This is a genomic window from Bremerella sp. P1 (assembly GCF_028748185.1).
Taxonomy (GTDB): Bacteria; Planctomycetota; Planctomycetia; order Pirellulales; family Pirellulaceae; genus Bremerella.
Genome location: NZ_CP118164.1, coordinates 6,171,002 through 6,188,492, shown reverse-complemented (window position 1 = coordinate 6,188,492; position 17,491 = coordinate 6,171,002). Strand labels below are relative to the sequence as shown.

Annotated in this window: 14 protein-coding genes; 6 read left to right on the top strand and 8 right to left on the bottom strand. The window is 51.7% G+C overall.

Annotation, left to right across the window (positions count from 1 at the left end):
• Positions 1 to 46: 46 nt before the first annotated feature.
• Positions 47 to 739, bottom strand: a complete 693-nt coding sequence (locus tag PSR63_RS25075; protein ID WP_274334256.1) for a GntR family transcriptional regulator — start codon at positions 737 to 739, stop codon at positions 47 to 49.
• Between the two features lie 549 nt (positions 740 to 1,288).
• On the opposite strand from PSR63_RS25075, the gene PSR63_RS25070 reads away from it, so the two are divergent.
• From PSR63_RS25070 to PSR63_RS25060, 3 genes are all read left to right on the top strand, one after another.
• A complete protein-coding gene (locus tag PSR63_RS25070) occupies positions 1,289 to 3,001 on the top strand; it encodes an ABC transporter substrate-binding protein (RefSeq protein WP_274328653.1) in 1,713 nt (570 codons plus the stop codon).
• Between the two features lie 10 nt (positions 3,002 to 3,011).
• On the top strand, positions 3,012 to 5,492 hold the full coding sequence (locus PSR63_RS25065) for a response regulator (protein WP_338000657.1): 2,481 nt from the start codon (positions 3,012 to 3,014) through the stop codon (positions 5,490 to 5,492).
• Between the two features lie 333 nt (positions 5,493 to 5,825).
• The gene (locus PSR63_RS25060) at positions 5,826 to 6,278 is read left to right on the top strand and encodes a hypothetical protein (RefSeq protein WP_274328651.1); all 453 of its coding nucleotides are present in this window, start codon (positions 5,826 to 5,828) and stop codon (positions 6,276 to 6,278) included.
• A 137-nt stretch (positions 6,279 to 6,415) separates the two neighbouring features.
• Here PSR63_RS25060 and PSR63_RS25055 read toward each other — a convergent pair whose 3' ends face one another.
• From PSR63_RS25055 to csrA, 3 genes are all read right to left on the bottom strand, one after another.
• Positions 6,416 to 6,886 carry an Hsp20/alpha crystallin family protein gene (locus PSR63_RS25055; protein ID WP_274328649.1) on the bottom strand — a complete coding sequence of 157 codons (471 nt, stop codon included), beginning with the start codon at positions 6,884 to 6,886 and terminating at the stop codon, positions 6,416 to 6,418.
• A gap of 179 nt (positions 6,887 to 7,065) precedes the next feature.
• Positions 7,066 to 7,290, bottom strand: coding sequence for a BON domain-containing protein (locus PSR63_RS25050; protein ID WP_274328648.1), 225 nt, complete (start codon positions 7,288 to 7,290; stop codon positions 7,066 to 7,068).
• Between the two features lie 74 nt (positions 7,291 to 7,364).
• Entirely contained in the window at positions 7,365 to 7,634 is a 270-nt protein-coding gene (gene csrA / locus PSR63_RS25045; protein ID WP_274328646.1) for a carbon storage regulator CsrA, read from the bottom strand.
• A 449-nt stretch (positions 7,635 to 8,083) separates the two neighbouring features.
• Between csrA and PSR63_RS25040 the strand changes: the two genes are divergently transcribed.
• Together PSR63_RS25040 and PSR63_RS25035 are read left to right on the top strand one after the other, a co-directional pair.
• Positions 8,084 to 9,931, top strand: a complete 1,848-nt coding sequence (locus tag PSR63_RS25040) for a hybrid sensor histidine kinase/response regulator (protein ID WP_274328645.1) — start codon at positions 8,084 to 8,086, stop codon at positions 9,929 to 9,931.
• 1 nt (position 9,932) lies between these two features.
• The gene (locus PSR63_RS25035; protein ID WP_274328644.1) at positions 9,933 to 10,595 is read left to right on the top strand and encodes a response regulator; all 663 of its coding nucleotides are present in this window, start codon (positions 9,933 to 9,935) and stop codon (positions 10,593 to 10,595) included.
• Positions 10,596 to 10,613: 18 nt separating this feature from the next.
• On the opposite strand, the gene PSR63_RS25030 is transcribed toward PSR63_RS25035, so the two are convergent.
• From PSR63_RS25030 to PSR63_RS28310, 4 genes are all read right to left on the bottom strand, one after another.
• Positions 10,614 to 11,627, bottom strand: a complete 1,014-nt coding sequence (locus PSR63_RS25030; RefSeq protein WP_274328643.1) for a zinc-dependent alcohol dehydrogenase family protein — start codon at positions 11,625 to 11,627, stop codon at positions 10,614 to 10,616.
• Positions 11,628 to 11,822: 195 nt separating this feature from the next.
• Positions 11,823 to 12,479 (bottom strand): dienelactone hydrolase family protein, encoded by a 657-nt coding sequence (locus tag PSR63_RS25025; RefSeq protein WP_274328642.1) that lies wholly within the window; start codon positions 12,477 to 12,479, stop codon positions 11,823 to 11,825.
• Positions 12,480 to 12,567: 88 nt separating this feature from the next.
• Entirely contained in the window at positions 12,568 to 13,917 is a 1,350-nt protein-coding gene (locus PSR63_RS25020) for a sigma-54-dependent transcriptional regulator (RefSeq protein WP_274328640.1), read from the bottom strand.
• A gap of 59 nt (positions 13,918 to 13,976) precedes the next feature.
• Complete coding sequence (locus PSR63_RS28310; protein WP_443111068.1) at positions 13,977 to 14,315, bottom strand: hypothetical protein; 339 nt, start codon at positions 14,313 to 14,315, stop codon at positions 13,977 to 13,979.
• A 249-nt stretch (positions 14,316 to 14,564) separates the two neighbouring features.
• Between PSR63_RS28310 and PSR63_RS25015 the strand changes: the two genes are divergently transcribed.
• The gene (locus tag PSR63_RS25015; RefSeq protein ID WP_274328638.1) at positions 14,565 to 17,240 is read left to right on the top strand and encodes a cation-translocating P-type ATPase; all 2,676 of its coding nucleotides are present in this window, start codon (positions 14,565 to 14,567) and stop codon (positions 17,238 to 17,240) included.
• Positions 17,241 to 17,491: the final 251 nt, after the last annotated feature.

Genomic DNA, 17,491 nt, shown 5'->3' with positions numbered 1-17,491 from the left:
TCGTAACTACTCAGAGAAAGGGGATTCGCGGGGGAGTAAGGCGGGGCTAATCCGATCCATTCGTCGCAGTGGACGTTTCGATCGTGCAAGATGGGGAGGGTGTATCGGTATCAGATGAAGGGGACTCAACTTCTTTGGCCCAGGCTTCCGCGAACGACTCCGAATGCTCGCGAAGCAGACGACCAGCCTCGATGCCATTGCCTTGTTTCAGTGCCACCACGATCGGATGATGCTCGGCGGCACGCGCAACGATGGCGTTTTCTTTGCGGAACAGATTCACACGAATTCTGGCTTCAAACCTTAAAGCATCCCAGCTTTGTAGAAGCACCAGGTTGTCTGCGGCAGCAACGATGCTTCGATGGAAGTCCAGGTTGCCTTGGGCATATGCGTCGATGTCGCCACGCTTGGCCGAATCACAGATTCGTTCTACGGTGGCTTCCAGCGCGGACGTGTTATTCTCAAAACGTGCGGCGGCTAACTCGGCGGCCCGCTGCTCGAGAATGGCCCGTACCATATATGCTTCGGCCATTTCGCGAGGCGTAATCTGTCGCACCCGCGTTCCTTTATAAGGCTCTGACTGGACCAGCCGCATCGCCTCAAGTTCACGTAATGCCTCACGAACTGGTGTCTGGCTAGTGCCGAATTCTTCGGCAATAGATAGTTCGATCAACCGCGCATTGGGCATCAGGGATCCATCATAAATCCTTTGTGCTAGGGCATTTCGGATCTCATCGCTCATGCACTGGCGTTTGACCATCTGAATTCCTCAAGGTTAACTTAATATGACTATATATTATCGATAATAATGTCCGCGTCAATGACTTTCTGCCGAAGATCCGGAACAAGCTGCTCGCTAGCCTCCCATGAGGCAATCGGAATCACTGTACATTTTGAAAGTCAAAGACCGATCGGTTGGAGTGCCTCTCGAGTCATCTTAGACTTTCCGATCTTCGAGCGAATTACGGAGCGGGTTTGTAAGACACGAATGTTGCAATCGTGGATACGAGATTCTTCGCTTCGTCAAAGATGTCGCCCAACCCAAGTCAACTGCGTGATTGAAAACTGCTAAGCATCGACTTAGCTCAACGATGTTATTCAAACAGCGTAATTGTTCGCAGACGTTATCTGAGTCGGCATAGCGTCACGATGTCAGTCAGCTTTTCGGACGGATTGGCTCGTTTGCAGGTAGAGTTACTGGCTGATAAATTGGCCGACTTTGTGGTGTCCTCATCTCCTTGAAGATACACTCAGGGTACCTTCTCGACTTGCAATAAGGAGGAGTTCGGGTATGCCGCGAACCTCACCTGCTTATCTTCTTGTGGTCCTCGTTTCTCTCGTACTTGTTGTCGGCGTGACTGGCCGGCCATCCTTCGGGCAAACTAATTCCATCGAGGCGATTGAACTCCGAACCGATGATGCATGGAACCGGGCTTCCACTAAGCTCGTTAAGGGTTCGCATGTCAAAGTCTTCATTCCCAGCTTGCCTTATCTTTACACTTCTCATGCAGTGAATGGAGCCCTGATTCGACCGGCGGCCAATCAACGTGGCTGGGAATACGACATGGCGGTAGACCATCAGCAAATAGATGATACCACCTACGAATTTCAACTGCGCCGAGGTGTCAGGTTTCAGGATGGTACTCCGTTCAACGCCGATGCGGTTGTGCTGAATATGGAATACTTCAAGAAGAAGCCAGTCCAATACAGCAAAATCGACGAAGTGTTCGACCATGTCGAAAAGGTCGATGACTACACCGTGCGATTTCACCTGACCCAGAAATACGGCTCGTTTATGAACGATGCGATCTGGATGCAGTTTTATACGGAGGAGTATCTCAAACGCAATCCGGGCGGCTGGAACGGAAAAGACAACTGCCCGAACTTGTCGATGCCTGGCCCGTACGGCTTGGGCCCCTATATGCTGACTGAAGGTTACATGGAAGGAGACCGCCAAACGAGCAAGGCGGTTCTCACGGCAAATCCATATTATTGGGACCCCAACTATCCGAAAGTGGAGACTATTACCGTCTTCACCGATCTCGATAGTCAGGAAGCAAAGCAAATGGCCTTGTACGAGGAAGGCGAACTCGACATTACGATTATTCCGCCCGAAGACAAAGTCGAGACCATCCTGTCCGACTTTAGCAAGCTCGTCATCTCTCCTTCGACGGACAATATCGCTATCCATTTCAACATGATAAATGGCCATCCAAAGCTAAAAGACAAAGCCGTCAGGAATGCTCTCAATGAAGCGATCAATCGACACAATCTGCTTCATTTTGTGCTTGAGAATGAAGGACTTCTTTCTCCGATCTCACCTCAGTTTCCTGGCGTTGGCGAAGTTTCACAGCATCTTCTTCCCACCCCAGCCGATTTCGATCCAAATGACAATGAGACACAGCAGCGGCTTCGAGGCATTCTCGATGGACTAACGCTTCGTGTTCTTACGCAAGACCGCTTTCTGCCACTGTGGCGAGGTATTGAAACGCATTTTGCACGAGTCGGTGTAACGCTTGACATCCAAGTTACCAACAGCGAACGAGAGATCTTTGAACAGTTGCTTACAACCTATAAGGGAAAGAATAGCGACCACTGGGATCTATTGATCTGGGGCAACGACGACTGGTACTTCAATCACCCTTTCTCAGTCTTCCTCGTGCTTCGGGCGAACAATGCCTGGAGCACGATTTTGCCTGATCCGGTAATGGATGAATACCTCGAAGAGATGTTCCAAGCGACCGTGGAAGATCCGGACTTTGCAGACATCTGTGAAAAGATCATGCGGCGCGCCTACGACCAGGGATACATGTTGTTTGTGCCAACGCCTAACAAAGTCTTCGCCGTCAACAAGGAGGTGGTTTTCCATCCGTATCGCATGGCATGCATGCCGCTATGGAGAATTGAAGTGACCGAACAGCATTGGTCAGTTCGATCTTCGAAAGCCCCCTACCCTCCCTCGTTGAGAACGCCCGTGGAAATTACTCGGGTTCAAATAAAGTAGCAGGTGCCCCATGTTTAAGGGTGGTGTTAAATCAAAACTGATTTTCCTCGTGGCCCTCTCGGGCGTAGCGTTTGCCTGCCTCGGCATCTATGGAATCTCCAACTCTGCTTCTACCTTCACGTGGGTCGGGCAAGTCTATAAAACTGCTGAAGATTTTAGGGACAGTTCGCGCAATATTGCTGTTCCCCTGAACGAATTGCGGCAACTATCTTTATCGATTGTCATGGCCCCCAATGCGACTCTACAAAGAGACCTCGACGTTCGACAGCAGAAGTTGACAGGGCAGATCGACGAAGCGTTTTCCCGGTGGAAGATTGATAGTGGCAACTCGAAAGAGGCAGAGGCATTTGCGCAACTGGGACGCAGCTGGCGCGAATACAAAGAGCTGAAAGATTTCACGATCGAGAAAGCAAAGCAGCGATACCGAGAAGAGGCATTCATCAATGCGACCGGCGCCGAACAGTTGCAATTCGAGAAGGTAAACGATGACCTGAACGGTTGGATGCAGACGCGAATTGATAATGCCGATCAGGTCTACCGCGAGGCAAACTCCCAATTTAACAGGACGATATGGGTGTCAAGCATCGTGATTGGCCTTTTGACATTCATTGTCGCCACGGCAGGGTATTTTGCGAGCAAGAGCATCATTCGCCCCATCTACGCACTTAAGGCTGCCGCCACACAGATCGCCAACCGAGAACCGGTCACTTCCATCGGCGTGCAAACGAAGGACGAACTAGGCGAACTAGCACGCGACATGGAAACGATGGCCGCTGCGATTGCCGCTTATGATGCTCAGCAGCAACAGTCCGAAGCCGAGGTGCGCAAACTTAATGTGGAACTAGAACACCGCGTTCACCAGCGGACAGCAGAGCTGGGCAAAACGGTAAACGAACTCCGAATCGCAAAGGACGCTGCGGAGGCGTCCAATCGAACCAAGAGCGAGTTCCTTGCGAATATGAGCCATGAAATTCGTACGCCGATGAATGGCATCATTGGAATGACAGACCTGGCACTGGATACCAACTTGTCCAGTGATCAACGCGAGTATCTCGAGATGGTCAAGGATTCCGCCGATCACTTACTGGATGTCATCAACGACATTCTCGATTTTTCCAAGATCGAAGCGGGCAAGCTCGAGTTGTCGCCCTTTGAATTTGAACTGCGCGACCATCTCGACGATACAGTCGGTCTCTTGGCACTAAAAGCCAACAGCAAAGGAATCGAACTGGCCTGTCATGTCCTCAATTCCGTCCCCGAGGTACTCATTGGCGACGCTGGTCGCTTACGCCAGATCATCGTGAATTTGCTGGGAAACGCCATCAAATTCACGTCCGAGGGAGAAGTCATCATGCGGGTGGAGGTCGACTCTCGCTCGGCTGACGACATAATGCTCCATTTCTCGGTCAGAGACACAGGCATTGGAATCTCGGAGGATAAGCGCGAGCTCTTGTTCAAGGCGTTTTCCCAAGTCGATAGTTCAATGACCCGCAAGTATGGAGGAACTGGGCTAGGTTTGGCGATTTCGGCCCAGTTGATCAAATTAATGCAGGGTGAAGTCTGGGTTGAAAGCCAACTAGGCAAGGGAAGCACCTTCCATTTCACCGCCAAGTTTGGTTTGCCAAAAATTCGGCCACTCCGGACGACGCCTATAGAAATCGAAAAGCTAAGAGGCGTTCCCATTCTTGTTGTTGATGACAATCTAACCAATTGCCGCTTGTTGCATGAGATGTTATCGGCTTGGAACATGAAGCCCACAACCGTGACCAATGGTCGCGACGCCCTCAGAACACTCCACGAGGCTTACGAGCACGGTGAACCCTTCTCGATCGTGCTGACCGACAACATGATGCCCGAGATGGATGGATTTACTCTGGCTGAGAAGATTCGTTCTCGCGCCGAATTAGTTGGATCAACATTGATGATGCTTTCTTCGGCGGATCGCAGAGAGGATGCAGCCAGATGTCACACTGTCGGCGTCGACGCATATTTAACCAAGCCAATTCGCCGTACTGAGCTTTTGCACGCCATCATGCAATGCAAGCACGTAGTGTCCAAGCAGCGAGAAACAAGCGAAGTCAAATCATCCGCAAATCAACCTACATCTGAAAATGGGCTTCGGCTGCTGCTTGTCGAAGACAATCCGGTCAATCAAAGACTAGCCGAAAGACTGCTAGAGAAGCGCGGCCACATCGTCGTCATTGCCGACAATGGACGAATTGCCTTGGACCTATTGGAAAAAGACAATTTGTTCGACGTTGTACTCATGGACGTACAAATGCCTGAAATGGACGGGTTTGAGGCGACAGCTGCCATACGTGCCCGCGAACAGTCCGGGGGAAAGCATATTCCGATCCTTGCCATGACGGCCCATGCAATGAAAGGGGATCGTGAGCGCTGTTTAGAAGCCGGAATGGATAGCTACATCTCAAAACCACTCAATGCGACACTACTTTACGATGAGCTAGACCGCCTCGCTCGTCGCACTTGATCTGATGTGATCTATCTGTTTTCGGGTGAGGGGTAATTGCCCATAGCAACTCTCGATCAGAGTTAAACTCCCCAACGGTTGCTTGGGGCGCGCGGAATGGATCACGGATTGTAACTCAGTGTGCGAATTCGCTCACTCAATCCCCGGTCCCGTTGCAAAAATCGACGCAATTGCCTGTGATAACTGACATGCGCCTGCTCGGCATTAGTTTTGCACTTTGCTTATTCAAATGGGCAGCTTAGTCCATACCATTCATGCATTTAGTTCCCGTCGTATTCCGAACTTCGCGATACCCCAGCAACGATGACGATTCGGGAACCAGGAGACATTCCGATGCCATCGAAACAAGTAAAAGACATTCTGGATCATGTCCGAAGCGTACACCACCAACTGAACAAGGTGTGTCATCAGCTTTCCACCAACGAACCGGACGAACGCCTGCAATTACTGTTGGCTTACATTGGACGTCACGAGGAAGCCTTCAATAGTGCAGTTCGGCGCTATGAAAAAGAATCCAATGTAAAGACGGCCCTGGATACGTGGTTGCAGTTTACCGCGGATGAAACCATCACCGAAGCCTTTGCGAACTTAGACCTGCACGCCGGGATGACGGCAGAGGAGATCGTTGAACAGGTGCTGTCATTCGATGCTAAATTGATGGACCTTTATCGCGATCTGGCTGCATCGACATCATCGTCCCAAGTGCGTGATCTGTTTTCCGATTTGGTTCAGATGGCCGAAGGAAAGCAGCATCAGTACGCTCGGATATTGCAAGAATGGGAATAAGATGAGGTGAGTACAAGCAAACGGCTCTATGCCAATTGCCCGATTTAACAGAGTTCGTGCATCAGCGCCGAAATGCATGATCGAGCAAAAAGTTGCGCCGCCGACTTCTGCCAAGCCGACGGCGCAAGCATCGAGGTTCAGCTACTCTTAACCTCGATATGGCGCGACTGAGCTTCCGGCGACTTTGGAAGCACGACGGTCAAGATGCCGTCCTTCATCGTGGCGTCAATCTCGTCTTCCTGAACGGCACATGGCAGAATCGTCGATCGCGAGAAGCGGCCGCTTCGACGTTCAATACGGTGATAAGTCTCACCTTTTTCTTCCTTCTCCTCTTTACGTTCACCACTAACCACCAACTGGTTTCCATTCAGCTGGATGTCGACCTCCTTAGCTTCCACACCAGGCAGATCCAGACGAACGGTAACATCCTTGTCAGACTCCTTCAGATCAAGGGCCGGTGACAGCATCTGGCTACCCCAGGCGTCACCATTTTCATCCCAGAAACGCTGGAACATGTGTTCCATCTCTTCTCGCAGAGCAGGAACACCGCCGCCCTGGGCCCAAGGAAACAGCCCGCGGCTTTGTCGGGTTGTAAGTGGAGCGTTCATGTTCTTCTCCTTATATTGAATAGGAGATGAATTGGCTTTGGCAAATAGGCTTGCCAAAACCAACTTACTGACTTTCTGCCTCCTACTTAAATTCTTGCGTGTCGCGTTTAGCAGCAATATCGAGAAGAACTTGATTTCCGAATGGTGAAACCAACTAGTTTGTTTTTCCGGCGGTAATTCTAGGGCCGGACGCTGCTAAGTCCGCAACTGCTGACGACATCGACGCTGTTCACCAGTTGCTGTACCTGGGGAATATCACGAAGAAGTTCCTGCAGGTTTTGCTTCAGATAGAAGCTCGGTACTTGGCCAGTCAGCGTCAGCGTACCGTTATCAAAACGAGCGCTTACCTTGCGAAAGATGAAACCATATCGGCATTGATCCATTCGGCGTCTTACGGCTCGCATCACGTCGTCTTGTGCATACTTCTGACTCTTTCGGCATCGAGGTCTTTGAACATACATCAGAATACTTCTTGCATTTAGGGGACTTGAATAACCGAAGCCGGAACGTTGAGAAGGGCGAACTGCAAGTCCGGCTTCGGGGTGGGGTGTTGTTCGTCAGGCACAGGCGTCAATTCGCCGGAAGCCTGTTTTTCGATTCGATTAAGAAGTTCGCCACGAAGAATGGGAATCTCCTGCGGAGCCTCAATCCCCAAGCGAACCGTATTACCAGAGACTCCCAAAACCGTGAGAGTAACATCCGTGCCAATTTGGATGGTCTGACTGGCTTTTCGACTTAGTACCAACATGATTCTCCTCCTTGTCTCATTTTCGACGCAGATCACTTTGCGCCTGGTTGTTGGGCCTTCGTGGACTGCCTCACTTCGAGCGTCTCACTTGCCAAAGGAAAATATGACGGTTCTCCGGATTTTTCTAAATCGAGCTAAACTCTATTTCTGGATGGTGATTTCCGCCATCCTCAAGTCCAGTTGCCAGGTAGTGTTTCAGGCGAGTCGGAAGTTGGCCGAATCCAACCTGTCGTTCCGCAGCATTCGCTTGTCTCACAATCCATCCGAGTCTGCCGAGCCAACTCATTTTCACTTGTTCGTTTTAGATCAACCGTTCAGATATCACGATTACATATTGGTGCGTCTGAACTTATGATGAGTGGAAGCTGATGAAGGACTTTGCTGCGGTATTGCTGATCCGGCCGGATGTATAGTTAGGTGTTCATTTGCCCCACGCTCAACCAACATTGTTGTCTCTCTCCGTACTCGTGATCGAAAGTGATTACGATACACGCACTTACATTCGGGATGTTCTCGAGCCCGACGGGCATCGTGTCCGTCTGACCTCATCTTTCGATGAAGCCGTGAATCAAGGGGATTGGCTAGATACAAACGTCATCCTGCTGGATAGAGAACTTCCCAACGAATCCGCTCGCGAAGTGCTTCCCCGTCTACGAAGGATGCTCCCCCATGCGTCGATCGTCATGGCCACGCGCAATCCTAAGATCGAGGACGCCATTCAGACCCTTCGCGAGGGAGCATACGACTATCTGCTGAAACCCATCAATGCGGAGATGCTCAAGGCCACGCTGCGGAGGATCGGCCAGCTGAAGCAAACCAGAGAGTCGCTGAAACTGGAAACGGACGCCCGGCAGTATGCCGAGAATCAGCGGCGTCTACTCGCCGAGGCGGTTTCGCACCTGGGGGAAGGTGTCGTCATCACCGATACCAAATTCGATGGTTCCTGTCCGAGAATCGTATTCGTTAACGAAGCCATCTGTCAGATAACGGGATACCAAGAGGCTGAGCTCTTGGGTGAAACACCTGAGATCTTTCACGGTGAAAATACGAATTCACAATCCGTTCAAGAGGTGTACCAGGCGATTCATGCTCGCCAGCCTTTTGAAGGAGAATTGCTCTTCTATCGAAAGGATGGCACGACCTACGACGCGGAAATCGTTTGTACACCCATGATCGATAAGAATGGCCACTGTACCAACTACGTCTCCATTCATCGCGATGTAACGGAAAAGAATAAATCGGCTCGACAACTGCGTGAACGAGAGTCGCGTTTGCGAGCCATTCTTCAAACGGCGACCGACGCGATTGTGACGATCGACCATCAGGGAACGATTGTCGGCGTCAACCCGGCCACGTCGCGCATGTTTGGCTACTTGGCCGAGGAGATGATCGGTACCAACGTAAAGCTGTTGATGCCTGAGCCATCACGTAGCGAGCACGATAATCACCTTTCGCGCTATTTGGCGACTGGGGAAGCTCGCGTGATCGGTACAGGACGGGAAGTCGTCGCTCGGAGAAAAGATGGCTCAACGTTTCCAGTGCATCTCTCGGTGAGCCAAATCGATAATCCTCCGCTGTTCACCGGCATCATTCGCGACATATCGGCACTCAAGGAGTTACAAAAACAAGTGCTGGCGATCGCTGCCGAAGAAGACCGTCGTATTGGGCATGAACTGCACGATAGTGTTCAGCAGCAACTGACAGGTCTGGGTTTGCTGTCGCAAACAGTCGCCGAGATGCTTTGTAACGACGAACAATGGGAGACGCGTTGTCAGCCTACCGTTGCCAAAGTGGCAAAACTTGCGGACCGCGTTGCCCGCGGTATTAGTGAAGCCGCGCGCGAAGTCCACAACCTTTCCCGCGGTCTCGTTCCTGTAGAAATCGACGCGGAGGGACTTCGGGCAGCACTGGAAGAGCTTGCCGAGAGGGTAAGCGAGCAATATGGGATTGGCTGTGCTTGCGTATTTCAGGGAGATATCGACCTGACGAATAACTTTGTTGCAACGCACCTTTTCCGAATCGTCCAGGAAGCTGTAAACAACGCCATGAAGCATGGGCATGCTTCAAACATTGAGATTCGCCTGATTGGCGCTGAGCGATCAATTACCATGGAAGTGTTCGATAACGGTTGCGGAATCCCATCGCAAATACTTTCTAATCTGGGAACAGGACTGAAGATCATGCAATATCGCTCCAGCCTAATCGGCGGTGTTGCCCAAATAGGTCCGGGGCCAGACGGTGGAACGCTCGTTAGCTGTACCTTTTCGCGAGACGTCAATTCGGAGAGGGCCGATTAGTATGGGTACATCATCTTCACCCAGCCGAATTCTTATTGTCGACGATCATCCGATCGTGCGAGAGGGTCTAGCTGCTCGAATCGACGGTCAACCAGACCTTGAAGTATGCGGAGAAGCGAGCGGTATCAACGATGCATTGTCCCAGTACCGTTCGCTTTCACCAGACCTGACGCTGATCGATATCCAGTTGGAAGATGGAAACGGAATCGAACTGATCAAAGAAATCTATGCACGTAATTCCGCTGCAAAGATGCTTGTTGTCTCAGCATTTGACGAATCGCTATACGCCAAACGCGCCCTACGTGCTGGTGCATTGGGATATGTGAATAAACGAGAACTGCAAGACAAGGTAATCGACGCCATCCGCACTACCCTTAGCGGCCAGCGTTACCTAAGCCCCAAAATCATGCAGCAGTTACTTAGCCAGGTAGCTTCGAATAACACGCCTGTCAATGAGGATCCAATCCAGCGTCTTAGTGACCGAGAGCTGGAAGTGTTCCAGCTGATTGGCCATGGTAAGACAACTTCAGCCATCGCCGCGCAATTGCAACTAAGTGTGCATACGATTGATACGCACCGGGAGAAACTTCGTCACAAACTTAACGCAAAAAACAGTGCTGAATTGATGAAGTTGGCCGTTCAGTGGGTACTGGAAAACGGCTAACCTCTTTACCGGTAACCCTCAAGCATCCATCACCAGAACTTTGGCCCCTTTTACGCTTCCCTGCTTCAATTCTACGATCGCTCGATTCGCCTCTTCCAGTGGGTAGGTGGTGATCGTGGAGCGGAGGGGGATTTCGGCCGCTAGCGGTAAGAACTCACGAATATCATAGTGCGTGATGTTGGCTACCGTCTTTACTTCTCGTTCCATCCACAAGTGTTCGTGATAACTCAATTGGAGTAGCTGTTCTTTGTCGTCATCTTCCTTGCGAATGGCGTTGATGACCAATCTCCCCCCTGGCGCGAGATTCGCCAAGGCCTCGACAACGGGTTGCCAGGCGGGTGTCGTGTCGATGATGGCATCTAAAGGGATCGGAGCCCGATCGGTCGTATGGCCTGCCCACACAGCCCCTAGTTCCAGAGAGAATTCCTGCTGGTCTCCGTCACGGGCAAATACGAATACCTTCGTCCGAGGAAACTGGTGACGTACCATCTGCAGCACTAAGTGGGCCGATCCACCAAAACCAGTGAGCCCCAAAGTCTGCCCATCCTCAATGCCAGTAAGTCGCATCGCGCGATAACCGATCGCTCCGGCACACAATAGAGGTGCGGCCTCGGAATCTGTAAAGCACTTGGGGATTGGATACGCATACTCCTCTGGTACCGTCATGTACTCTGCATATCCACCGTTTACATCTCTGCCTGTGGCACGAAACTGAGGACAGATGTTCTCCTGCTCACCCCCGCTAGAAGAATGGATCCAACCGACGCCCACGCGATCGCCAATGCGATGGTGCGACACGTCGTCACCCACTTCGTCGACGTAGCCCACGACTTCATGTCCAGGTACTACAGGAAGAATGGGGGGAGCTGTTCTTCCCTCGACTTCATCAAGTTCCGTATGGCATACGCCACAAGCGGCAACTCTTATCCGAATCTCGCCTCGGGTGGGACGCGGCGTGGGAATATCGACGAGTTCCAACGGTGTCGAAACATCACGTAACGACACTACTTGACGGAGTAGCTGGGCCCTCATCGACACCTCCCACGCATCACGTCCCCCGAACTCAGACTTGCTGATAAAGGTGAAACGTTGCCGCGACTATTTTTTGACTTTCAGTCTATTCATTTGGATCACAGTTAATCACTCGCAGTTCTTTCATTGTCGATATCAGACACCCGCTGAGAAGAACTTTCTTCTTAGATTCACACTAGCGATGACAACAAGCGACTATTGATCCTTTTCACGAAGATACGACGAAAACCAATCTCCTGCCAAATGGTCAACCTTCCCAGTGTTTTCTGTGCCCGGGACAAGTTCCGGTGCGTGACTTACAACCTCAAAACGTTTTGTACATTTAAGTTCATCGTAGACCTTCTGATTACACTGAATCGCACCGTCGTCCGCGCCCACAACAATCAACAGCGTCGGGACAGATACCATCCGAATGTATGCCTTCGCCAAATCGGGGCGACCTCCTCTCGATACAACCGCTCTTAAACTGCTCCCATTTAAGGCCGCAGCAACTAGTGAAGCAGCGGCCGTCGTGCCGCCCCCTAAACATCCCAAAGGCAAATGTGCAATCGCTGTCTGCTCCTTCGCCCAATTCTCAACACCTCGCAGGCGAAGAGCCAATAACGGAATATCGAAAATATGCCGATCATCGCTCGCCTCCAACTCTGTAAGGAGGTCAAAGAGCAACGTAGCGAATCCCTTTTCTTGCAGGAACAGTGCCAGCCCATGGTCATCCGAAAGCGCTCGCTCACTCTCACTCCGATGGATTAAGAAAACCAACCCCTGAGCAATCGGCGGAACGCGGAGAATCCCTGGCAGGTAATCCGTTCCGACAAGTACTTTCGAAACATGCCCTTCTGCAGGGACTGTCATTGTTAAGCCTCTTGTTTTCACCTGGACGTCCGACATCTTCTCGGTTTGGAATTATCATCGCACTCCACTTCGAGGCCCATCACTGTAGTCATTCGATCTGATACTTTTCCAGGAGACGGTAAAGGCTACGCCGGCTCACGCCCAATGCACGCGCAGCACGAACCTTATTGCCATTTTCGCGTGACATTACCAACTCTATTTGGTGACGCATCAAAGACTCTAGGTCATCCTTCCGTGGCGGTCCGGAATGCGATAATACATAGGTGCACTCTGCGACTTCCGTAGGCAGGTTCTGGAGAAGGATCGTTTGATCGTCCGACAATATCTTGGCTCTTTCCAGGGCGTTGATAAGTTGACGGACATTCCCGGGCCAGCGATATCGCTCGATAGCTTCCATGGCATCCATGTCGATTTGCCAATCGTTGCCCATGAAGTGGTGCGTGAGCAAGGCAACATCATCTCCGCGATGACGCAACGGAGGTAATTCGAGGCGCATCACGTCGATCCGGTAAAATAAATCTTCACGGAATCGCCCCTCTTTCACCTCTTCGAAGAGATTGCGATTAGTCGCCGTCAGTAAACGCACATTCACACGCCGTTCCTCCGTCCCACCGACACGGCGAAACGAGCCATCCTCAAGGACACGTAATAGTTTGGCTTGTATGCCACTAGCCATCTCACCGATTTCGTCGATGAACATGGTGCCTCCGTCGGCAACCTCAAATAACCCAGGCTTGGCACTTGCGGCTCCGGTAAACGCTCCCTTTTCGTGGCCGAAGAGTTCACTTTCAAGTAATGTTTCTGGCAGCGCAGCGCAGTTAACAACGACCATGGGTTGATCCACGCGATGGCTTACCTGATGGATAGCCTTGGCGACTAGCTCCTTGCCAGTGCCGCTTTCACCCTGAATTAGAATAGGCTGATCCGTGGGACCGGCGCGTTTGATAAGCCGAAATACTTCCTGCATTGCGGCTGATTGTCCGATCATCAGCGGCTTTTTTGCCTGTCCGTTTCGTAGATGCTCGCTTCTACATAGGCGCTGTCGCCGAACCGTTCTGAATGCGTTGTCGACGGTCTTTTGCAGTCGCGACATGCGTACCGGCTTGGTCAGATAGTCGAAGCAACCAGCCTTTATTGCGGCGACGATTGATTCCGCATCCGGCTTCTCAGACACGCAGATGACTTCACAGTCTGCCTTTTCCTTTAGTTCCCGAAGCCTTAGTAGTGATGCTTCGGTATTTGCTGCCATTTCAACCAGAATCACATCGAATTCAGATCGCTCGAGTTTTTGCAATGCCTGACGTTCATGACTTACTTCTTCGACCTGAACGATCTGACTAGAAAGAAACTCTTTAACGATCCGGCGAAATCGGGAATCGGTATCGACCAACAGCAAACGGCAGGGAAAAGCGCTGGGGGCTGATTCAGTACTACTCATCGTGACCGCCTATTATGGAGGTTGGGCCGACACATCGCATACTTCGTGGGGCGAACGGCCTAACTCCCAATGTGCTTGTAACGCCCCTTGTCCATAATCAGAGAATTCACCGCTTCGCGATGGCGATTTCCGCCATCATCAAAGCCCTTTGCGGAATCTACCGCCCCGGGTCCTCGTGCCCTTTGCTTCCGGACCACAGATAGGATGAGATCAGTTCGCTGCATGATTTCCGACTCGAGGTCCGGCGTATCTGCCTTCTCGACCTTTCGATCCTGTGCGACGTAATTCGCACCACACTGTTCACACGAGAGCAGCTCCCCCAAAAGATGTGCCGGAATTTGCAGAGTCCGACCGCAGATAGGACAACGACTCGTAAAATAGGTTGGAATCTTAGCCATCGGATGAGACAACGCTTTTTCGGATTACCGATAAGAACAATGCTGTTTAAGTCTTTTATCATCGAGTATTCCCTGGTGACCTATCGCCGAATTAACCGTTTCCACATGGCGGATCCCCCTATCCCAATCTCCATGATTTAACGAGACAATAAGCGCTGTATCACGCAACTCAACGGGAATCGTAGAACGAAACAGGTAGTTTTCCCTTGCGATTCAGAGCGTCCGTTCATGTATCGATAGGTAGCTGAAGTGAGCGATAAATGCGAATGGCAGGCCGTTCCTTTGGCCGAGGTTTATCGACGGCTGGATGCCACAGCAAACGGTCTTTCGCAAGCCACGGCCGACAAACGCCTTGAGACTGTTGGGCCCAACACGCTACCTGAACAGCCGCCACCTGCCTGGTGGGAGGTTCTTCTACGGCAGTTCTATAGTCCGTTGATTTACATATTGCTCGTCGCAGCATTTATCTCGATTCTTACCGGAGAATTCCGCGACGCAGGCTTTATCTTTTTCGTGTTGCTTCTCAACGCAACGGTTGGTGGATACCAGGAATGGAAAGCTGAGAAGAGTAGCCAGGCACTGAGAAAGCTGTTGCGAATCAGGGCATCCGTCCAGCGAGGCGAGGAGGTTCAGGAGATTCCTGCCGAGGAGGTTGTGCCTGGAGACGTTGTCTGGCTCGAGTCAGGCAACCGCATCCCAGCCGATTTACGCTTGGTCATGGCGAGGGGACTGGAAATTGATGAATCCCTTTTAACGGGCGAGTCGTTGCCGGTATCGAAAGACCCCCAGTGGATAGGAAGTGCGGATTCACCGCAATCGGATCAAGCCAATATGGTATTTGCTGGTTCAATCGTAACGCACGGTCGTGCCAAAGGAATGGTGGTCGCAACGGGATCTTCGACCGCTGTCGGACAACTAGCGCTGGACGTCACACGAGCAACCGGAGGCAAACTGCCCCTTTTAGAACGCATGGAGCAGTTCACTAATGTGATTGCCCTTTCGACGTTAGCGATCGCCGCAGTAATTGGCACAATTGGTGGTCTGTTCGCCAGGTATCCTGTGACAGAAATGTTTATATTTGTTGTCGTTTTGGCGGTAGCAGCCATTCCCGAAGGCCTTCCCGTTGCTATGACGGTGTCCTTGGCGGTGGCCACGACACGAATGGCTCGACGCGGCGTCATCGTTCGAAGGCTCAGTGCCGTCGAAGGGCTGGGCAGTTGCACCTTCATCGCGACCGATAAGACAGGCACACTAACGGTTAACGAATTGACCGTCCGCGAGGTACAACTCGCTACCGGTGAAGCGTTGAAGGTCACCGGCGAAGGTTTCATTCCGCAGGGAGAACTCGTTGCCGAAGACAGCAACTCCAAGGTTATCTCAGACCCGATTCTTGCGTCGCTGATCCGGTCTGTTGTCTTGTGCAACGAGGCCGATTTACATCAGCGCAACGGGAGCTGGCACTGGCGCGGTGACGCAGTTGATGTGGCTCTTTTGGTCCTCGGACACAAAGCTGGCGAAACTCGTGAAGCAATGCTCACGAAGTTTCCTCAGGTTAATGACATTCCTTACGAGTCGGAACGCCAGTTTGCAGCGTCTTTCAATCGATTGGATGGTGATGTGCGTGTGATTGTGAAAGGCGCTCCTGAACGCGTCCTTCAGATGTGTCGCGACGACATTGACCGCGAGGAACTGGAACAAATTGCCTTGAAAATGGCTGAGCGTGGTCTCCGCGTCTTAGCGGTAGCGGAAGGCCCTGGCACCACAGGCCTCGATCAAACACGAGCCCCTTCCGAACCGACGAACCTTGCCTTGCTAGGTTTTGTTGGAATGATCGACCCATTGCGACCAGGCGTTCGCGAGGCGGTAGATACCTGCCATCGGTGTGGCGTCGACGTCTCCATGATAACCGGGGACCATTCGGTAACGGCCCTGGCAATTGCTCGTGATCTGGGAATGGCGCAGCACGAAGAACAAGTCATGACTGGGCCTGAAGTGGCCAGCAAAACCCCTGAGGAGCTTTCCCAGATCGTACAAAACATCCGGGTGTTCGCTCGGGTGGCCCCGCGACAGAAGCTACAGATTGTCGAGGCCGCACAGAAGTCTGGCCATTTTGTGGCAGTGACCGGCGACGGCGTTAATGATGCACCCGCTCTTCAGGCGGCGAACATCGGCGTGGCAATGGGCAAGTCGGGCACAGACGTGGCTCGTGAAGCATCCGAGCTGGTAATCAGCGATGACAATTTTGCGACGATTGTCGTCGGAATCGAAGAAGGTCGCGTTGCCTATGACAATATCCGTAAGGTGATCTACCTTCTGATCTCTACCGGGGCGGCCGAGCTACTTGTGATGGGGTTAGCGGTGGTCACCGGGATGCCATTACCACTGTTACCGGTTCAGGTACTGTGGATGAACCTGGTTACCAATGGTATTCAGGATGTTGCCCTTGCCTTTGAGCCTGGCGAAGGAGATGTTCTGGATCGCCAACCACGTTCGCCTAAAGAACGCATCTTCGATCGCTTGATGATCGAGAGAACCCTCGTTGCGGCTGGCCTCACGGGCGCTGTTGGCTTCGGTACTTTCTACTGGATGATCTCTAACGGGTACTCAGAAAGCGATTCTCGAAATGTGCTTCTGTTGATGATGGTTCTCTTCGAAAACTTCCATATTGGCAACTGCCGTTCCGAAACAAAGTCGGCTTTTTCCCTAAGCCCATTTCGTAGTCCCTTTCTATTGGCCGGAGCAATCGGAGCGTTTTTGATTCATCTGGGCGCAATGTACCTTCCATTCATGCAATCGATTCTCGATACTTCACCTGTGTCTTTGACTACCTGGCTCATCGTCGCCGCTTTGTCAGTAACTATCGTTCCTGCCATAGAACTGCATAAATGGCTATGGAACGCGCGTTCTGCCCAAACACAACCATAAATAGTGAAGAATGTTTTGGGCCAAACAAGAACCATACGCTGTCACCAAACGTAGAAATATTAGAAGGTGAGCAATGGACGCGAAGCCGCCTGACCGTTGTAGCGGGTGACAACCGCCATTGAGGGTCAGACGCTGGCAAGGCAACCTAGACGGTCCGAGTTTGCCAAACGTCGAACATCCATTGTGGCACTTCCAAGGGAGGCAGGAGGCTGACCTAATAGGAGATGGCGGGTGGATCCGATCCTTCGCAG

What these genes read in the sequence shown, in the direction of transcription:
- PSR63_RS25075 (WP_274334256.1), bottom strand. Translation starts at nt 739, where the DNA reads ATGAGCGATGAGATCCGAAATGCCCTAGCACAAAGGATTTATGATGGA.
- PSR63_RS25070 (WP_274328653.1), top strand. Translation starts at nt 1,289, where the DNA reads ATGCCGCGAACCTCACCTGCTTATCTTCTTGTGGTCCTCGTTTCTCTC.
- PSR63_RS25065 (WP_338000657.1), top strand. Translation starts at nt 3,012, where the DNA reads ATGTTTAAGGGTGGTGTTAAATCAAAACTGATTTTCCTCGTGGCCCTC.
- PSR63_RS25060 (WP_274328651.1), top strand. Translation starts at nt 5,826, where the DNA reads ATGCCATCGAAACAAGTAAAAGACATTCTGGATCATGTCCGAAGCGTA.
- PSR63_RS25055 (WP_274328649.1), bottom strand. Translation starts at nt 6,886, where the DNA reads ATGAACGCTCCACTTACAACCCGACAAAGCCGCGGGCTGTTTCCTTGG.
- PSR63_RS25050 (WP_274328648.1), bottom strand. Translation starts at nt 7,290, where the DNA reads ATGCGAGCCGTAAGACGCCGAATGGATCAATGCCGATATGGTTTCATC.
- csrA (WP_274328646.1), bottom strand. Translation starts at nt 7,634, where the DNA reads ATGTTGGTACTAAGTCGAAAAGCCAGTCAGACCATCCAAATTGGCACG.
- PSR63_RS25035 (WP_274328644.1), top strand. Translation starts at nt 9,933, where the DNA reads ATGGGTACATCATCTTCACCCAGCCGAATTCTTATTGTCGACGATCAT.
- PSR63_RS25030 (WP_274328643.1), bottom strand. Translation starts at nt 11,627, where the DNA reads ATGAGGGCCCAGCTACTCCGTCAAGTAGTGTCGTTACGTGATGTTTCG.
- PSR63_RS25025 (WP_274328642.1), bottom strand. Translation starts at nt 12,479, where the DNA reads ATGACAGTCCCTGCAGAAGGGCATGTTTCGAAAGTACTTGTCGGAACG.
- PSR63_RS25020 (WP_274328640.1), bottom strand. Translation starts at nt 13,917, where the DNA reads ATGAGTAGTACTGAATCAGCCCCCAGCGCTTTTCCCTGCCGTTTGCTG.
- PSR63_RS28310 (WP_443111068.1), bottom strand. Translation starts at nt 14,315, where the DNA reads ATGGCTAAGATTCCAACCTATTTTACGAGTCGTTGTCCTATCTGCGGT.